Genomic DNA, 16,745 nt, shown 5'->3' on the forward strand with positions numbered 1-16,745 from the left:
GGGCCGCTACCAGGCGGACCTGACCTGCTCGTTGAAGATGCGCTCCCCCGTCGGCTCGTGCAGCTCCTGCGAGGCGAGCAGCTTGCCGCCCGCGCCCAGCACGCGCAGGGTCACGTCCGCCCCCATCGGCACGGACAGGACCGCGAAGCCGTACTGCACCCGCGCGGCCGAACGGGCGCCAGTGCCGATGGCCTCCACCTCGACAGCCTCATCGTCCGCCGGGGCCACCAGCAACTGGTCGGTGAGGACGGCGTGCCCACCGGACCGGCCCGGCACGCGTACCGCGGTCAGCTCCGGAGAGCTGGTGACGGCGGTGGCCACCAGCGCCCAGTCGACCCGGCTCGCTGCCGACGTCCCGGTGTCGTCGGGGCGGGCGTCGTCCGACGCGGCCATGGCGAGCAGCGCCTTGGGGCCGGCGCCCACCTGGAGCACGACCGGGCCGACACCGGAGGCCGGGCCGGCGATGGAGGCTGGGAGCCCCTCGCCGGGAATCCGGCCGGACCAGCGGCGCACCGGGGCGGGGTCCGCCGGTAGTCCGGTGCCCTCGGCGAGCACCTGGTACGAGGCCACCGCCGCCTGCTCCGCCGCCCTGAGCTCGTCGTCGGGCGCCGGACCGGACGGTTTGCCGGTGAGTTCGCCGGTCCGGAGGCCGACCGGGCCCTGTTCCTGGATTGCGCCGTCGCAGTCGACCCGCCACCAGCCGCGGATGCGCTGCTCGGTGAGGAGCAGATAGCCCGGCGTGGGGGCGGGCTGCCAGGTCCGCCGTACGTCGCCGTCGGTGGTCACGGCCGCCGCCGGGGCGGTGGAGAGGACGCAGCCCGCCGGAGCGAGGCCGAGCAGCCAGGTGGATCCTTCGATGCTGTCGCCGAGCACGGTGAACGGCGCGGCCGGCAGGTTGCTGACGCCGGCGGCCCGGACCAGCTCCCGGGGTGGGGCCTTGACCGGGCCGGTCTTCGACACCAGGGCCGCGGCGGTGTCGGAGTGGTAGGCGACGACGACCGTGCGTACCCCGGCCGTGTCGTCGGCGAAGAGCACCTTGACGGTCGGCAGGGCGTCGCTCATGCCAGCCTCGTCGCGGTCCTGGTCGAACACCCGGGTGATTTCGTCGACCAGCGACCGGTCGGCGGCGAGACTGCCCCGGGTGGGCGAGTCGAGGAGCCGCCACACCCAGTCGCTGGTGACCGGGTAACCGGAGCCTCCCTCCGGGTCCCTCAGCCAGGGGCGGAGGTCACCGACCCCAGGCACGGGCGCGACCAGCGTGGTGGCCAGCAACCCGGCGAGCAACGCGCCCCCGCCGGCCCACCGGGCTCGTCGGCGCCGCCGGGCGTGGCGCAGCAGCCGACCGTACGGGTCGTCGTCCGGGACCACCGAGGCGGCGATCCGCGCCAGTCCGTTCCGCAGTTCGTCCACCGTCATGCCGGTTCTCCCTTCAACTCGCCGGCCAGGTCGGCCAGACCGACGCCCAGCACCTCGCGCAGCCGGGCCAGCCCACGTGCCGCCTGGCTCTTCACCGTCCCGACCGAGCAGCCCATCAGAAGTGCGACCTCGGCTTCTGGCAGGTCCTCCCAGTAGCGCAGCACCAGCACGGTGCGCATCCGGACCGGCAGCCGGTCCAGGGCGGCGAGCAGTTCGTCTCGAACGGCCACTCCGTCGGTGCTGTCGGGCCCGACCCGCTCCGGCACCGCCGACGTGAGCAGTTCCCGCAGCCCGAGCCGGCGCCAGCGGCTGGTCCGCTCGTTCACCATCGCCCGCCGCACGTACGCCATCGGCTCGTCGACCCGCCGCCAGTGCCGCATTGCCTTGAGCAGCGCGTCGTGCACCAGGTCCTGGGCGACGTCGCGGTTGCCGGTCAGCAGGTACGCGGTGCGCAGGAGGTCGGCGTAGCGAACCTGCACGAACTCGCGGAACTCCGGGTCATCCACCAGCCGACCCCCCTATGTGATCCCGCACCGCACGCTCCCTCCGTCGACCCCTTTGCCTCAACCGACGCGGCAGGGCCGCGAAAGGTTGAGAGCCGCGCCGGACGAGATGCGTGGCAGGTACTAGCCTCGGGAAACCATGGACCTCTCCGACGTCGCGCTGCTGGTCGCCGCCGGTCTCGCCGCGGGCACGGTGAACGCGGTGGCCGGGGGCGGCTCCCTCATCACGTTCCCGGCCCTGATCGCGATCGGCCTGCCCCCGGTGCCCGCCAACGTCAGCAACTCGGTGTCGGTCTTCCCGGGCTACGTGGCCAGCGTGGCGGGCAGCCGGATGGACCTGCCCCGCGGGCGGGCACTCTGGCCCCTGCTGCCCACCGCCGTGGCCGGCACGGTCGTCGGCTGCGTGCTGCTGCTGGCCACCCCGGCGCGCGCGTTCGAACTGGTGGTGCCGTTCCTGGTGCTGGGCGCGACCGCCGTGCTGGCCTTCCAGGATCCGCTGCGCCGGCTGGTCGGCCATCCGGCCGACCTCAGCCCGCGCCGCCGTACCGTCACGGTCCAGGCCATGGTCGCGCTCGGCACGGTGTACGGCGGTTACTTCGGCGCGGCGCTCGGGGTGATGCTGGTGGCCGGCCTGGCCCTCGTGCTGGACACCACGCTGGCCCGGGTGTCGGCCATCAAGAACCTGCTCTCGGCCATGGTGGGCCTGACCACGCTGGTGGTGTTCGCGCTGTTCGGCCCGGTCGACTGGGCCGCCGTGGCGGTGGTCGCACCGGCGACGCTGATCGGCGGGTACGTGGGCGCCCGGCTGGTCCGCCGGCTCCCGTCGGTGGTGCTGCGGACCCTCATCGTGGTCTTCGGCACGGTGATCGGCCTCTACCTGCTCTACCGCGCCCTGGGCTGACCGAGCGGGGAGGGGCCCTTCCAGGAAGGGCCCCTCCCCGCCTCAGTACGCCTCGCCGACCGGCTCCTCCGGGGCGTGCTCGTTGCGCCGGGCGGCGGAGTTCCACCGGGACCAGAGCACCCGCTCGCCGTAGCCGGCAGCCATCACGTGGGCGAAGGCGAGGTAGACCAGCACGCCGACGGCGAGGACGCCGAAGCCGACCCAGAAGGGCAGGGCGAGCGAGTGCTCGGCCAGCTTGCCGGAGATGATCGGGGCCGGCGCGGCGGCGCCCCAGCGAACCAGGTTGAACGCGCCGGTGGCGACCCGCCGGTCGCGGGAGCCGAGGCCCAGGGCCAGGTCGGTGAGGTTGGCGTTGGCCAGGCCCATGAAGAGGCCGGCGAGGACCAGAACCACCAGCGACATGGCGGTGCCGGTGGAGGTGGCGAAGAGGACCATGCAGACCAGCAGCCCGGCGATGGCGACGCCGACGGTCTGCACGGCGCCGATCCGGTGCGCCAGCCGGTGGCCGATCAGCAGGATGCCGGCGGCCAGGCCCAGGCCCCAGCCGGTGAAGGCCAAGCCCAGCGGGATGACGTCGAGGTGCAGGTAGAGCGGCGTGTAGCCGAGCACCACGAAGAAGACGAAGTTGTAGGCGGCCGTGACCACGCAGAGGGTGACGAACGCCGGCTTGCGGTAGGTCGAGAAGATCGCGCCGAGGCGTACCGGGGGCTGCTTGTGGGCCGGCTCGCGGAGCTTGCGCGAGGCGACGGCCAGGGCCAGCACCATGAACACGCCGCAGACGAAGAAGGGCAGTCGCCAGGTCACCTCGCCGAGCAGGCCGCCGATCAGCGGGCCGACGGCGAAGCCGAGACCGAGGGCGGTCTCGAAGAGGCCGACCACCCACTCCCGGTCGTTGGCGAGGTTGACCAGCACCACCATGGCGGTGGCGAAGAACATCGCGTTGCCCAGGCCCCAGACGCCGCGCAGCACCGACAGCTGCACGATGTTGTCGCTGAACGACGCGAGGATGGCGGCCAGGCCGACCACCGAGACGCCGGTGATCAGCACCGGCTTGAAGCCGAACTTCCCGCTGGCCAGGGTCGCCGGGATCATGCCGACCGCCATCACCGCGATGTACGCGGTGAAGAGCAGCTCGACCTGCCAGGCGGTCACCCCGATGGCCTCGCCGATGGCGGGCAGGATGGGGTCCACCACGGCGATGCCGGCGATGGCGAGGAAGGCCACCAGCGTGGTGGCGTAGATGGCACTGCGGTTGGGTTCGGATCGCCGATCCACTCCGCGCCTCCAGACAGTTAGCTGTATCGTACAGGTAAATCAGTTGTATCATACAGCTATGAGGGACGACGCCAACGCGGAAGACGTCACACTGGGCCGGATCGAGACCGAGGTCGCGCTGCTCATGCGCCTCGGCGAGGCGACCCGCCGGGCCAGCGGCACGGCCGAGCACCGGGTGCTGGACCGGGCGGCCTACGTGATCCTGCGGCACCTGGCAGCCGCCGGCCCGCAGAACGTCTCCGCGCTGGCCACGAGACTGAACCTGGACGGGTCCACGGTCACCCGGCAGGTCTCCGCCATGCAGCGGGACGGGCTGATCGCGCGTACCCCGGACCCGGCCGACGGGCGCGGCACGGTCATCTCCCCCACCGCGGCCGGCCTCCAGCGGATGGCCGCGGTACGGGCGGCCCGCACCCGGCTCTACGGCGACATCCTGGCCGGCTGGACCCCCGACGACCGGGAGAGCCTCGCGGACCTGCTGCACCGGCTCAACGACGCCCTCGAATCGCGCACCCGCCGCCGCTGAGCGCACGGCGAGGCCCCGGCCGCCGACGTGGCGACCGGGGCCTCGGTGTCAGGTCAGGCGACCGGTTCGGGGGCGACGTCCGCGTCCCGCTCCGTGCCGGGGGTGACCCGCGGGTCGCCCTCGTCGGCGAAGTAGTCGTCCGGGGTGGTGCCGTCCACCCCGTCGGCCACCTTCGCGGCCCGCAGCACCAGGGTGAGCAGCGCGGCCACCGCCAGGTTGACCAGCACCGCCACGATGCCCACGTAGATCGTCTTCTTCGTGTCGAAGCCGAACTCGGAGAGCGGGAAGGCCGAGCCGGCGAAGTGCTTCTTGCCGGTCGCCGGGTTCCCGATCTGGTAGAGCATCCACATGCCGAGGCCCATGCCGGCCACCCAGCCGGCGATCAGCGCGCCCCGGTGGAACCAGCGGGTGTAGAGGCCCAGCGCCACCGCCGGCAGCGTCTGGAGGATGATCACGCCGCCGATGAGCTGGAGGTCGATGGAGAACTGCGGGTCGAGGAAGACGATGCAGGCGACAGCGCCGACCTTCACCACCAGCGAGGTGATCTTCGAGACGTTCGCCTCCTGCGCCGGGCTGGCGTCCCGCTTCAGGTACTCCTTGTAGATGTTGCGGGTGAACAGGTTCGCCGCCGCGATCGACATGATCGCCGCCGGCACCAGCGCCCCGATGCCGATGGCCGCGTACGCCACGCCCGCGAACCAGTCCGGGAACTGGCTGTCGAAGAGCAGCGGCACCACGGTGTTGCCGTCGACGCTGCCGGCCTTGGCGCCGGGCAGCGGCTTCACGCCCGCCGCGATGGCCATGTACCCGAGCAGCGCGATGAGCCCGAGCAGCAGGCTGTACGCCGGCAGCGCGGACATGTTCCGCTTGATCACGTCCCGATTCCGGCTGGCCAGCACGCCGGTGATGCTGTGCGGGTAGAGGAACAGCGCCAGCGCCGAACCGAACGCCAGGGTGACGTACTGGAGCTGGTTGTTGGCGTTGAGCAGGATGCCGTCCCCGGGAGCGGGTGACGCCTTGAACTTCGCGTCGGCCGCGTCGAAGATGTCGCCCCAGCCGCCCAGCTTGTACGGCAGGTAGACGACCGCCACCAGGATCACGATGTAGATCAGCGAGTCCTTGACGAAGGCGATCAGCGCCGGCGCGCGCAGCCCGGACTGATAGGTGTAGGCCGCCAGGATCGCGAAGGCGATGATGATCGGCAGGTGCCGGGCCACCGCACTGTCCCCGGTCACGCCCATCGTCTTCAGCACCGCCTCGATGCCGACCAGCTGCAGGGCGATGTACGGCATGGTCGCCACGATGCCGGTGATCGCGATCAGCAGCGCGAGGATCGGCGAGTCGAACCGGTTGCGGACGAAGTCCGCCGGGGTGACGAAGCCGTGCCGGTGCGAGACCGACCAGAGCCGGCACAGCACCAGGAACACCATCGGGTAGATGACGATCGTGTACGGCACGGCGAAGAAGCCCGCCGCCCCGGCCCCGAAGATCAGCGCCGGCACCGCCACGAACGTGTACGCCGTGTAGAGGTCACCGCCGACCAGGAACCAGGTGATCCAGCCGCCGAAGCTGCGCCCGCCCAGCCCCCACTCGTCCAGGTGCGCCATGTCGCGCGGCGCCCGCCACCGGGCCGCCACGAAACCCATGCCGCTGACCAGCAGGAAGAGGAAGCTGAAGATGATGATCTCGGTGAGGTGGTCGCGCCACATCAGCGGTCACCTCCCCGCTTCTTCGTCATCTGGTAGACGAGCGTGGTGGTGGCCACGCCGAGGATGATCCAGGCCAGTTGCAGCCAGTAGAAACGCGGAAACCCGAACAGCCGGGGCGAGTCGGCGTTGAAGAAGGCCGGGATGAGCGGCACCACGATCGGTATGAAGAGCAACCAGTTCCAGGGACTGTGGTCCTTCGCCCTGGATCGCGCCGTTGTCGGCGCCTCCGGTTCTGGTGCTGCCATGTGACACACCTCCGGGAAGTCGTAACTTGCCATGTGACGGCCGGAGGCTACGACCCTGTGAGCGCGGTCACGTTCTCCCGGAGGACGGCGATGCGCCGAGCGGTGTTTGGCGTGCGCCGAACGGCCGCTCAGAGGTCCGCGAGGTGCGAGGTGTCGTTGACCGAGCGGACCGCGACACCGCCGTCTGGGTAGAGGTCGAGCACCGAGACGCCCGCCGTGTCCAGGTAGAGCCGGTGCAGGAAGGCGTCGCCGGCCGCGAGGGCGTCGCGCAGCACCAGCTTGATCGGCGAGACGTGGGAGACCACCACGACGGTCTCCCCCGGGTACGCCGTGCGCAGCCGGTCGACCGCCCGGCCGGTCCGCTCGGCGACGGCCACGAACGACTCGCCCTCCGGCGGGGCGATGCTCGTGGAGGCCAGCCAGGCGTCCAGTTCCCCGGGCCAGCCGTCGCGCACCTCGGCGAAGGTGCGCCCCTCCCAGACCCCGAAGTCGCACTCGATGAGGTCGTCGTCGGGGCGTACCGGCGGGTTGCCGACCAGCGCGGCGACCGCCTCGGCGGTGGCCAGGCAGCGCGCGAGCGGGGAGCTGACCACGGCCGCGACCGACGGCGCGAGGGCGGCCACCCGGGCGGCCGTGGCGCGGGCCTGGGCCCGCCCTCGGTCGGTCAGCGGCACGTCGCCGCGCCCCGAGTAGCGCTTCTGCACGGTGCGCTCGGTCTCGCCGTGCCGGACCAGGATCAGCCGGGTGGCCTCCTCGGTCGGGCGCGGCTCCCACGACGCCGGCGTGGTGGCCGGGTCGGTGCCGGTGGCCCGGCCGGTGGCCGCCCGGGCGGCCACCTCGCGCACGGCGGGCTCGGGGGCGGCGACCTCGCGCGGCGACTCCGCCACGGGCCCGGCCGGTGCCAGTCCGGCCGCCGCGTCCATGGCCGCGTTGGCCAGCGCGTCGGCGTGCTTGTTGCGCTCCCGGGGGACCCAGCCGAACCGTACGGTCTCGAACCGCCCGACCAGCGCGGCGGCCTGCGCGGCGAGCGGCCGCAGCCCGGGGTTCTTGATCTGCCAGCGGCCGCACATCTGCTCGACCACCAGCTTGGAGTCCATGCGGGCGTCCACCTCGGCCGCACCCAGCTCGGCGGCGGCCTCCAGCCCGGCGATCAGGCCCCGGTACTCCGCCACGTTGTTGGTGGCCGTCCCGATGGCCTCGGCGCGCTCGGCCAGGACCTCGCCGGTCGCCGGGTCCCGGACCACCGCGCCGTAGCCGGCCGGACCCGGGTTGCCCCGGGACCCGCCGTCGGCCTCGACCACGACCGCGCGCACCGCCACGACGGCTACAGCCCCGACTCGTTGGTCCGGACCATGATCCGCCGGCACTCCTCGCAGCGGACCACGTCGTCCGGGTCGGCCTTGCGGATCCGGGCCAGGTCGGCGCCGGAGAGCTCCAGGCGGCAGCCACCGCAACGGGCGCCGGTGAGCAGCGCCGCGCCGAGGCCGGTGTCCGTGCGGATCTTGTCGTAGAGGGCGACCAGATCGGCCGGCAGGTCGCCGGCCAGGGGCTGGCGGGCCCCGCGCTTGAACTCCTCCTCCTTGGCGATCTCGGCGAGGCTGTCGTCGCGGCGCTGCTCGGCCGCGGCACGCCGGTCCCGGGCCTCGGCGATCCGCCGCTCGACGCCGTCCAGGACGCCCTGCGCGGTCTCCCGCTGCTCCATGAGCTCCAGCTCGGCGTCCTCCAGGTCGCTCTGCCGGCGGTTCAGCGAGGCCAGCTCGTGCTGGAGCGCCTCCAGCTCGCGGGCCGGCCCGCTGCCCGCGGCCAGCCGGTCCTCGTCCTTGCTCTTGCGGGCCCGGACCTGGTCGACGTCCTTCTCCAGCCGCGCGATGTCCCGGTCGAGGTCGTCCACGGCCACCTGGGCGCGGACCCGCTCGTCCTCCAGCGCGGAGAGTTCGCGCGCCAGGGCCTCCAGCTCGGCCAGCTCGGGCAGCGTCCGGCGGCGGTGGGCGAGCTGGGCGAGCGCGGTGTCGATCGCCTGCAGGTCGAGCAGGCGGCGCTGCACCTTCGGGTCAGCCTTCACGGTCGGGGCTCCTTGTCGTCCGGTCGGGGCGCGGCGGCGTGCACGGTCCACGGGTCGGTGTCCAGGTCGGACACCACGGTCTCGACGCCCAGCTCGGCCCGCAGCTGGGCGGCCAGGTCGTCCAGCCAGGGGCGCTCGGTCGCCCAGTGGGCGGCGTCGAGCAGCGCCGGACCACCGGCGGCGAGGTGCTCGCCGGCGGGGTGGTGGCGCAGGTCGGCGGTGAGGAACGCGTCCACCCCGGCGGCGGTCGCCTCGGCGAGGAAGCTGTCCCCCGAGCCGCCGCTGACGGCGAGGGTACGAACCATACGCCCGGGATCCCCGGCGGCGCGAACTCCCCAGGCGGTGACGGGGAGCACTGCGGCGGCGTGCCGGGTCAGCTCGGCCAGGGTGAGCGGCGTGGGCAGCTCACCGATCCGGCCGATGCCCCGGCCGGGGCCGGCCGCGGGCGAGCCGGGGCGGGGCGGGTGCAGCGGGCGCAGCCCGGTCAGCCCGAACCGGGCGGCCAGGGCGTCGGACACCCCGGGATCGGCCACGTCGGCGTTGGTGTGTGCCACGTACAGCGCCACGTCGGCCTTGATCAGCCGGTGCACGATCCGGCCCTTGTACGTCGTGGCGGCCACCGAGGAGACCCCGCGCAGCAGCAGCGGGTGGTGGGCGACGATCATGTCGGCACCGGCGGCGAGCGCCTCGGCCACCGTCTCCGGGACCACGTCGACCACGCAGGCGACCCGCCGGACCGGGGCGCCGGGCTCGCCGAGCACCAGGCCGACCCGGTCCCACTCCTCCGCCCAGGCGGGCGGGTAGCGGCGGTCCAGCGCGGCCACCACGTCGGCGACCGTGGGCGGCGATGCGGTTGTGCTCACGGCGGGCCAGCTTACCGGCGTCGGGGGCCTGCGCGGGCCGCCTGGCCCGGACCGGGCCGGCGGGCTGGTCCCGCCGGCCCGGCCGGGGCCGGTCAGCCGACCGGGGCGGCCGGGCGTGGCGCGGCGCGCAGGGCGGCCAGGCCGGCCGCCCACGGGAAGTCGTCCAGGTGCCGCTCGCCGGTGCCCGGCGGATGCAGCGGCACCACGTGGTCGCCGAAGACCACCCGGACGCCCCACTCGCGGAGCCGGGCCAGGCTGGCCCGGAACGCCGGGTGCGCGGCCATCGCCACGTTGGTGTACGGCACGGCCGCGATCGGCACCCCCATCCCCTGCCCCTCGATCAGCAGGCCGAGGGCCAGGGTGTCCGCGATGCCGACGGCCCACTTGTTGACCGTGTTGACCGTCGCCGGGCAGACCAGCATGGCGTCCGCCGCGGGCAGCACGTCCGGGTCGCCGGGGTTCTTGTAGTGGGTGCGGACCGGGTGGCCGCTCTGGCGCGCCAGCGCCGTCCGGTCGACGAACTTCGCGCCGTCCGGCGTGGTCACCACGCAGACCTGCCAGCCGTCCTGCTGGGCGAGGTCGACCAGCCGGCCGACGTGACGGGCCAGCGGCGAACCGCAGGCGATGACGTAGAGCACCCGACGGTGCCCGTTGCTGGTGTGCGAACCGCTCATCCGACGTCCGCGCTCATACTCCGACTCCCATGTGCTCAGCCAACTCCGCGATCGGCGGAGGCGGCGCACCCCGTGTGCGACGGAGTACGTCCGACATCACCTCGTGGGCGATGGGCCGGCAACGGATCTCGGAGGGCGCGAGCCGGTCGCCGCGGAGCAGCATGTCCCCGGCGTTGGCGACGTCGCCGATCTGGGCGAAGCCGCGGGCGATGTCGAGCAGGTGGTGCGCGCGCCGCTCGGGCAGCAGCGCGTTGAACGCGGGCACGGCCAGGCGGTGGTGCGTCTCCACGGCCCGGCCGCCGTCGCCCAGCTCGACGGCCGCGGCGGCCCGGTGCAGCTCCAGGTTGGTCGGGCCGAACGAGGTCCAGTAGTGGTTGTGATCGCCGCCGAGCAGGGTGGCCGCCTCGCCGGCCCCGGTCAGCAGGTCGTCCACTGTCGCCGAGTCGCCGATGCGGGCGGCGGCCATCGCGCCCTGGAGCAGCAGCATGCCGTAGACGGAGAGCCGCTCCGGCCGGACGTCGTTCTCGCCGCCGGGCGCCAGCCGGTTGGCGATCCGCACGTTGAGTTCGAGCGCGGGGCGGGGGCGGCCCATCGCGACGAGGGCGTTGCAGACCCGGGTGGTGGCGATGCCGGCGAGCAGGGGGTCGTCGGCCCGCTGGGCGACCGCCATCGAGCGGTCGGCGGCCAGCCAGGACAGCTCGCACTCGCCGAGCTTGCGCAGCACCGAGGAGGCGATCTGGTAGACCTGCCCGAGCAGGTGGGCGGCCTCGCGGGCCTGGTCGCCGCCGTAGCCGGCGTCGGCGGCCTGGGCGTCGCGCAGCAGCTTGGGCAGAGCGCGGGTGAGCATGCCGTAGCGGCCGTACTGGTAGGTGAGCCAGGCGTGGTTGACCGCCTTGCGCATGTCGGCCAGCGGCGGGGGGCAGGGCGCCGCGTCGAAGTACGCGCTCATCGAGTCGTAGCGCTCCAGCGCGGCCCGGATCTCCTCGACCTCGACCTGGTCGATGCAGTTGAGGGCGTCGGTGCGCCGCTCCGGGTCCTTGCCGAGGAGCAGTTGCACGTCGACCTGCAGGATGTCGGCGATCTCGTAGACGACGGAGAACTTGTCCAGCCGCCGGACGCCGCGCTCCACCTTGTCCACCCAGCTCTTGGACTTGCCGAGCCGGTCGGCGAAGACCTGTTGGGACATCTTGCGCCGGCTCCGCCAGTAGGCGACCCGCCGGCCTATGGGTAGCTCGTCCATCTGACCATCCCTCCCCCTGCCCGTATCCGGTTGATCCCCCCGGTCGACCAATCGCGACGGTCCTTCGGTTTTCAGGTTTTCCCTGGTCGCACAGTCTGTACGTCGGCCGTACGGCCAGTTCTCGTAGTTTTCGTGCAAGTTGCATGAGCCGTTCGTCAGCTCAACGAGTGTGGGTTACGGCAGTGACGGCCTTCGAGATGTGGCGTGTGGACAGTCCGGGTGGGGCGAGAAGGGGTGGCACACATGTGGGGGAATGTCGGACCGCGCGTGGCTCACCTGTCGCCGCTGGAACGGGTCCGGCTGCGCCGGGTCGCCGTCCGGTACGCCGCGCACGGCTGGGAGGTGACCCCCGGCGCCTGCCTGGCCAACAGCCGCTTCGTCTGCGGCCGGGCCGGCTGTCCCACGGTCGGCTGCCATCCCGCGCTGGAGAACTGGGAGCACGCGGCGAGCGCCGACCCGGCCCGGGTAGCCACCTGGTGGCGCAGCCGCCCGCACGGGGTGCTGCTGCCCACCGGGCGCGCCTTCGACGTGCTGGAGGTGGCGGCCCACCTGGGCCGGCGCGTGCTGGACACGGTCGCCACCCATCCGGCCGGCTTCGGCGTACGCGGGCCGGTGCTGGTCACCCCCACGGGGCGCTGGATGTTCCTGGTCCGCCCCGGCGACCCGCTGCGCCCCGAACTGGAGCACTGTTTCCACGTGGTCCGGCACGGGCCCGGCTCCTGGATCCCGGCCCCGCCGACCCGGTTGCCCGAGGGGACGGTCCGCTGGGCGGTCGCCCCCGAACAGGCGCGGTGGCGGCTGCCCGACTCGTACCTGGTGCAGAACGCGCTCATCGCGGCGTTACGGGCGGCCGGGATCACGCTCACCTCCGACCTGCTCCCGGGCCAGCTGCCCCTCCCCCGCCGGGGCTGCTGACGGCAGCGACCTCCCCGGCATCGCACTCGTTGTGCCTGTTGGAGAGGCGCAGGAAGCGCCGGGAGCGGGGGTGGAGGATGTCCGAGGACGACGCGGCCCGCCACGGCGGCACCGAGCCACCGCCGCACCGGCGCCGCCCGTACCGCTGGGCCTTCACCCGCCCGTGGGGCACCCGGCCCCGGGGGTCGCGTCCCCGCGGCTCCCGCCCCGCCACGACCCACCGCCCGCTCCGCTGACGCCCCGCGCGCCCGGTCAGGAGGCGAGCGGGAGGGCGCGGGAGTGCAGGAGGCGGGCGTCGTCCGTCACCACGGCGTGCCGCCAGGGCGCGGGCAGGCGGTCCAGCCAGCCGATGCCGGGCTCGCCCATGGCCACGGCGGCGGTGGCGTAGGCGTCGGCGACGCCGAGGTCGGGGCCGACCACGGTGACCGAGCGCAGGCCGGTGGCCGGGGTGCCCCGGCGGGGATCGACGACGTGGTGGCCGCGCTCGTAGACGCCGGAGGTCGCGACCGCCAGGTCGGTGCCGGTCAGGACCAGGCACGTGGCGGCCGGGTCCCAGGGGTGCCGGACGCCGATCCGCCACGGGTCGCCGGTGGCCGCGTGGCCGCGTACCCGGACATCGCCACCGGCGTTCACGCAGTGGTTCGGGGCGCCGGCCGCGACCAGCCGGTCCGAGGCCACCTGCGCCGCCCAGCCCTTCACGTAGCCCGACGGGTCCAGCCGGCCCGTGGCGTACGCGTCGAAGTAGCCGTCGGTGCCGGCCCACAGGTCGGCGCAGCGGTCGAGGACGCTCCGCAGGTCGGCCGACGCCTCGGCCAGCCGCAGCTCGCCCCGGTCCAGGCGGCACACCTCGCTGTCCGTCCGGTAGGTGCTGAAGCGGGCGTCCACGTCGCGCAGCCAGGCGAACGTCTCCTCGGCCAGCTCGTGCAGGGTGGCGGCGGGCAGGTCGTCGGCCAGGTCCAGGCTGATCGCCGTACCCATGATCTGCTCGACCCGGCGCAGGCCCGGCCTCATGCCTTGTCGAGGGCAGCCTGGAGCGACTGCTTGTAGGCCGTGCTGGTGTAGGTGGCCCCGGAGACGGTGTTCAGGTTGGCGCTCTGCTTGGCGACCACCTCGCCCGAGCTGCCGCTGTAGCGGGCCTGCACGTCGTCGCTGCGCAGCCCGGACTGCCCGTCCAGCGGCATGCCGAGGCCGGTGGCGTCGACGATCCGGCTCCCGCTCAGCGTGATCCGCACCTGGAGCGAGCCGTACCGGTAGCTGACCACCGGCCCGGTGACCGTCCGGGTGGTGACCTTCGGCGCGCTCGTGGTGGTCCGCGGCGCGGCGGTCGTGGCCCTGGTGGTGACCCGGGTGGTGGCGCTGGTCCGGGTGCCGGGGGCGCGGCTCGCGCCGGCCTTGGCGCTCGGCTTCGCCGACGCGCCGGGCCGGGCGGAGGGGGTGACGCCGCCGGGGGCCGGCCCGGGGGCCGCCGAGCCGCCGGGGACGACGGGTGCCTCGGCGACCGGCCGGTCCTGCGCGGCCTGGCTCGTGCCCGGGGCGCCCTTGAGCACCACCAGCGCGGTGGTGCCGGCGGCCAGGCCGGTGATCGCGAGGAGCGCGCGACGCATGGGCGGGGCCTCTCTACAGCTCGAAGGTGGCGAGGTGGATCTGCCGGCGCGGCACACCGGCCCGGCGCAGCGCCCGGACCGCCTCCTCGACCAGGCCGCCCGGGCCGCACAGGTAGACGTCGCGCCGGGTGAGGTCGGGCACCAGCCGGCGCAGCCCCTCCGGGCTCATCACCTGGCGGGGACCGGGGTCGTCGCGGGAGCCGACCACGTACCAGACCGAGGTGTGCCGGGCCTGGGCGAGCCAGTCCAGCTCGTTGTGCAGCAGCACGTCGGCCGGGGTACGGGCCCGGTAGATCAGGGCCGCGCCGGGCGGCAACTCCTCCAGCATGGCGCGCAGCGGGGCGATGCCGCTGCCGCCGGCGATCAGCAGGGCCCGCTCGCGGGTCCGGTGGGCCGCCGTGAAGGTGCCAGACGGCCCCTGCGCCCAGACCCGGGTGCCCGGGCGGAGATCCCGCAGCTCGGCGGTGTGCCCGCCGACGACCTTGACGGTGAGCCGCAGCCAGCGGCCGTTGCCCGCCGCCGAGAGCGAGAACGGGTGCGACTGCCACCAGCAGCCGGGGTTGAGGAAGCGCCAGCGGAAGTACTGGCCGCCGAGCAGGTCGATCTGGTTGAGCCGGTGCCCGGTCAGGTAGATCGAGATGGTGTCCGGGCTCTCCGCGACCACGTCGGCGACGCGCAGCCGGTGCCGCAGGTTGAAGCGCAGCGGGACGATCAGCCGGCCCCACACCAGCGCGGCCACCACCAGCAGGTACGCGGCGATCCAGCCGGTGCGCACCGGGCCGGGCTCGTAGAGCTGGGCGCCGTTGCTGAACTGGTGCCCGTAGCCGAGCAGCAGGGCGAGGTAGCTGGTCAGGTGCAGGTGGTGCCAGAGCTCGTAGGGCAGCCGCCGGCGGACGCCCCGGACCGCGGTGAGGCCGACCGCCACCATGATCCCGGCGGCCACGAAGGCCGAGACCATGTCCTCGTAGTGGGTCAGGAGGGCGCCGACCTGGCCGAGGATCGAGTTCTTCTCCATCCGGGCGTAGCCGACCACCAGCAGCGCCAGGTGGGCGAGGACCGCCACCAGCAGAGTGGCGCCGACGTCCCGGTGCGCCCGCGAGATCCGCTCGCCGCCCAGCCGGCGCTCCAGCGCCCCGAGCCGGCTCATCATGAGCACCTGGACCAGCAGCAGGTAGCCGGCGACCAGGCCGGTGATCCGGCCGGCCGCGGTGAGCAGGCCGGTGGTGTCGGCCAGCGAGCCGGGCGGGGTGGCCAGCCACCAGGGCAGCACCGCGGCGACCAGGCCGAGCCAGAAGACAGCGCTCAGCGCCCGCCGCCCGCCCGGCCCCCGGCGCGGCACACCCGGGGGTACGGGGGCAGCCGGACGGCCGCCGTACGGGGCGGAAGGCCCGGTACGGCGGCCGGTGGCGTAAGTGTCCTGATATGTCACGCGTACAGCTTCACGGGAGTGTATTTCTGCCGGGGGAAGACCTTGTCCACCTGCGCGGTCGTCAGTCCGAACCGGCCCTGCGCTACCGAACCGTAGACGTTGAACATGTTGTTGTACTCGGGTACGTCTCCGCTGTCGAGATCGTTCAACCCGTTCCAGGTGCCGAGGAGCGAGCCGGCGAGCTTGCGCCCGGACAGGATGGTGACCACCCCGCCGTGCCCGTGGTCGGTGCCGCCCTGGTTCGAGGCGACCCGCCGGCCGAACTCGCTGGACACCATGATCGTCACGTCGGCGGCCCGGTCGCCGAGGTCGGTGAAGAACGCCGCCATGGCGTTCGCCAGCTCGTTGAGCCGGCGCCAGAGCTGGCCGCCCTCGCGGGTGCCCTGGTTCTCGTGGGTGTCGTAGCCGCCCATGCCGACCGTCGCCACCCGCACGTTGGCCCCGCCCTTGATGAGTTGGGCGAGCTGCTGGAAGGCGTACCCGACGCCCTCGTACTTCACCCCGGCGGCGGCCGCGTACGGCTTCGCGGCCAGCTTCTGCGCGGTGGCCAGCGCGCCCATGCCCTCGATGACCGCCTCCTCCACCGGGTGGTTGATCCCGGTGAAGAGGCCGCGGATGGCCTTCTCGGTCGCGGCGCGGAACCGGTCGTCGCCGTTGAGCCGCAGCTCCCCCACGCTGTTGAGGGAGATCGCGCCGTTCACGCCGACCAGCGAGCGGGGCAGCGTGCTGCCGATGCCGACGCTGCGGAACGCCGTGCCCTTGCCGAGGGTGTCGACCAGGCTGTCCAGCCAGCCCCGGCCACCGGTCTCGCCGGGCAGGCCGCCCAGGTTGCAGGCGTCGGCGGCCTGGAAGTGGCTGCGGGACAGCCGCGGGTCGGAGACGGCCGGCACGAAGCCGAGCTGGCCGGCCGTGAGCCACTTCTCCAGCGGAGCGAACGCGCTGGTCAGCTTGAAGCCGCGGCCGAGGGCCAGCGAGTCGTTGCCGAGCAGCAGGTCGGGGCGGGTCCGGCTGAGCACCGGGTCGTCGGCCGGGGCGACCAGGCTCAGCCCGTCCAGCCCGCCGTAGAGGAAGACGTGGATCAGCGTGCCGGTCTTCGTCGCCGCGAACGACGCCGAGGTGGTGACGAACTGGGCGGTGGCCAGGGCGGTCGCCGTGGCCGCGGCACCGGCCACGAAGGTACGCCGGGTGACGCCCCGGCCGTCCTGCTGGGCCTCCTCCAGCTCCTCCAGCCGGCGGTACCGGTCCGCCTCGGCGGCGTTCTCCGCCGCGACGATGTCGGCCTCCGCGCGCAGCAGCGCCTCGGCCGGGTTGTCGGCCAGCCGCCGCAGGTCGGGGCATTCGGGGTGCAGGGGGTACGGGTTCACGGTCATCTCCATCGAATGC

The 16,745-nt window shown here is 73.7% G+C and carries 18 protein-coding genes; 4 read left to right on the plus strand and 14 right to left on the minus strand.

Going from position 1 to position 16,745, the window contains the following annotated elements:
* Window positions 1-6 precede the first annotated feature (6 nt).
* Together GCE86_RS17605 and GCE86_RS17610 are read right to left on the minus strand one after the other, a co-directional pair.
* Window positions 7-1,416: a hypothetical protein gene (locus GCE86_RS17605; protein WP_154227979.1), complete on the minus strand. Its 1,410-nt coding sequence runs from the start codon at window positions 1,414-1,416 to the stop codon at window positions 7-9.
* Window positions 1,413-1,922 (minus strand): SigE family RNA polymerase sigma factor, encoded by a 510-nt coding sequence (locus GCE86_RS17610; RefSeq protein ID WP_154227980.1) that lies wholly within the window; start codon window positions 1,920-1,922, stop codon window positions 1,413-1,415. Before GCE86_RS17610 ends, GCE86_RS17605 begins: the two co-directional genes overlap by 4 nt.
* Before the next feature lie 136 nt (window positions 1,923-2,058).
* On the opposite strand from GCE86_RS17610, the gene GCE86_RS17615 reads away from it, so the two are divergent.
* Window positions 2,059-2,820 carry a sulfite exporter TauE/SafE family protein gene (locus GCE86_RS17615; protein WP_154227981.1) on the plus strand — a complete coding sequence of 254 codons (762 nt, stop codon included), beginning with the start codon at window positions 2,059-2,061 and terminating at the stop codon, window positions 2,818-2,820.
* 42 nt (window positions 2,821-2,862) lie between these two features.
* On the opposite strand, the gene GCE86_RS17620 is transcribed toward GCE86_RS17615, so the two are convergent.
* Window positions 2,863-4,095, minus strand: a complete 1,233-nt coding sequence (locus tag GCE86_RS17620; RefSeq protein ID WP_154227982.1) for an MFS transporter — start codon at window positions 4,093-4,095, stop codon at window positions 2,863-2,865.
* Window positions 4,096-4,153: 58 nt separating this feature from the next.
* Between GCE86_RS17620 and GCE86_RS17625 the strand changes: the two genes are divergently transcribed.
* Window positions 4,154-4,621 (plus strand): MarR family winged helix-turn-helix transcriptional regulator, encoded by a 468-nt coding sequence (locus tag GCE86_RS17625; protein ID WP_154227983.1) that lies wholly within the window; start codon window positions 4,154-4,156, stop codon window positions 4,619-4,621.
* Between the two features lie 53 nt (window positions 4,622-4,674).
* Here GCE86_RS17625 and mctP read toward each other — a convergent pair whose 3' ends face one another.
* The 7 genes from mctP to GCE86_RS17660 all read right to left on the minus strand — a co-directional run bounded on the left by mctP (window position 4,675) and on the right by GCE86_RS17660 (window position 11,414).
* The gene (mctP, locus tag GCE86_RS17630) at window positions 4,675-6,330 is read right to left on the minus strand and encodes a monocarboxylate uptake permease MctP (RefSeq protein WP_154227984.1); all 1,656 of its coding nucleotides are present in this window, start codon (window positions 6,328-6,330) and stop codon (window positions 4,675-4,677) included.
* A complete protein-coding gene (locus tag GCE86_RS17635) occupies window positions 6,330-6,575 on the minus strand; it encodes a DUF3311 domain-containing protein (RefSeq protein WP_091269096.1) in 246 nt (81 codons plus the stop codon). The genes mctP and GCE86_RS17635 overlap by 1 nt, the downstream gene beginning before the upstream one ends.
* Window positions 6,576-6,703: 128 nt before the next feature.
* Window positions 6,704-7,894, minus strand: a complete 1,191-nt coding sequence (locus GCE86_RS17640) for a bifunctional RNase H/acid phosphatase (protein ID WP_154227985.1) — start codon at window positions 7,892-7,894, stop codon at window positions 6,704-6,706.
* Window positions 7,895-7,899: 5 nt separating this feature from the next.
* Window positions 7,900-8,637 carry a zinc ribbon domain-containing protein gene (locus tag GCE86_RS17645; protein ID WP_154227986.1) on the minus strand — a complete coding sequence of 246 codons (738 nt, stop codon included), beginning with the start codon at window positions 8,635-8,637 and terminating at the stop codon, window positions 7,900-7,902.
* Window positions 8,634-9,464, minus strand: coding sequence for a Nif3-like dinuclear metal center hexameric protein (locus GCE86_RS17650; RefSeq protein ID WP_208818132.1), 831 nt, complete (start codon window positions 9,462-9,464; stop codon window positions 8,634-8,636). Before GCE86_RS17650 ends, GCE86_RS17645 begins: the two co-directional genes overlap by 4 nt.
* A 128-nt stretch (window positions 9,465-9,592) precedes the next feature.
* On the minus strand, window positions 9,593-10,174 hold the full coding sequence (locus GCE86_RS17655) for a flavoprotein (RefSeq protein WP_154227988.1): 582 nt from the start codon (window positions 10,172-10,174) through the stop codon (window positions 9,593-9,595).
* A gap of 13 nt (window positions 10,175-10,187) precedes the next feature.
* Complete coding sequence (locus GCE86_RS17660) at window positions 10,188-11,414, minus strand: helix-turn-helix domain-containing protein (RefSeq protein ID WP_154227989.1); 1,227 nt, start codon at window positions 11,412-11,414, stop codon at window positions 10,188-10,190.
* Between the two features lie 243 nt (window positions 11,415-11,657).
* Here GCE86_RS17660 and GCE86_RS17665 point away from each other — a divergent pair, with 243 nt between their 5' ends.
* Both GCE86_RS17665 and GCE86_RS17670 read left to right on the plus strand, forming a co-directional pair.
* On the plus strand, window positions 11,658-12,329 hold the full coding sequence (locus GCE86_RS17665) for a bifunctional DNA primase/polymerase (RefSeq protein WP_154227990.1): 672 nt from the start codon (window positions 11,658-11,660) through the stop codon (window positions 12,327-12,329).
* Between the two features lie 77 nt (window positions 12,330-12,406).
* Window positions 12,407-12,565 (plus strand): hypothetical protein, encoded by a 159-nt coding sequence (locus GCE86_RS17670; RefSeq protein WP_154227991.1) that lies wholly within the window; start codon window positions 12,407-12,409, stop codon window positions 12,563-12,565.
* 16 nt (window positions 12,566-12,581) lie between these two features.
* Here GCE86_RS17670 and GCE86_RS17675 read toward each other — a convergent pair whose 3' ends face one another.
* From GCE86_RS17675 to GCE86_RS17690, 4 genes are read right to left on the minus strand one after another with little or no spacing between them, the layout of a single operon-like run.
* Complete coding sequence (locus tag GCE86_RS17675) at window positions 12,582-13,307, minus strand: FAD:protein FMN transferase (protein WP_154230556.1); 726 nt, start codon at window positions 13,305-13,307, stop codon at window positions 12,582-12,584.
* 29 nt (window positions 13,308-13,336) lie between these two features.
* Window positions 13,337-13,933 (minus strand): FMN-binding protein, encoded by a 597-nt coding sequence (locus tag GCE86_RS17680; RefSeq protein ID WP_154227992.1) that lies wholly within the window; start codon window positions 13,931-13,933, stop codon window positions 13,337-13,339.
* Window positions 13,934-13,946: 13 nt separating this feature from the next.
* Window positions 13,947-15,362 (minus strand): ferredoxin reductase family protein, encoded by a 1,416-nt coding sequence (locus tag GCE86_RS17685; RefSeq protein WP_154227993.1) that lies wholly within the window; start codon window positions 15,360-15,362, stop codon window positions 13,947-13,949.
* Window positions 15,359-16,732, minus strand: a complete 1,374-nt coding sequence (locus tag GCE86_RS17690; protein ID WP_244317314.1) for a DUF1501 domain-containing protein — start codon at window positions 16,730-16,732, stop codon at window positions 15,359-15,361. Before GCE86_RS17690 ends, GCE86_RS17685 begins: the two co-directional genes overlap by 4 nt.
* Window positions 16,733-16,745: the final 13 nt, after the last annotated feature.

Origin of the sequence: Micromonospora terminaliae (assembly GCF_009671205.1) — a bacterium.
Taxonomy (GTDB): Bacteria; Actinomycetota; Actinomycetes; order Mycobacteriales; family Micromonosporaceae; genus Micromonospora; species Micromonospora terminaliae.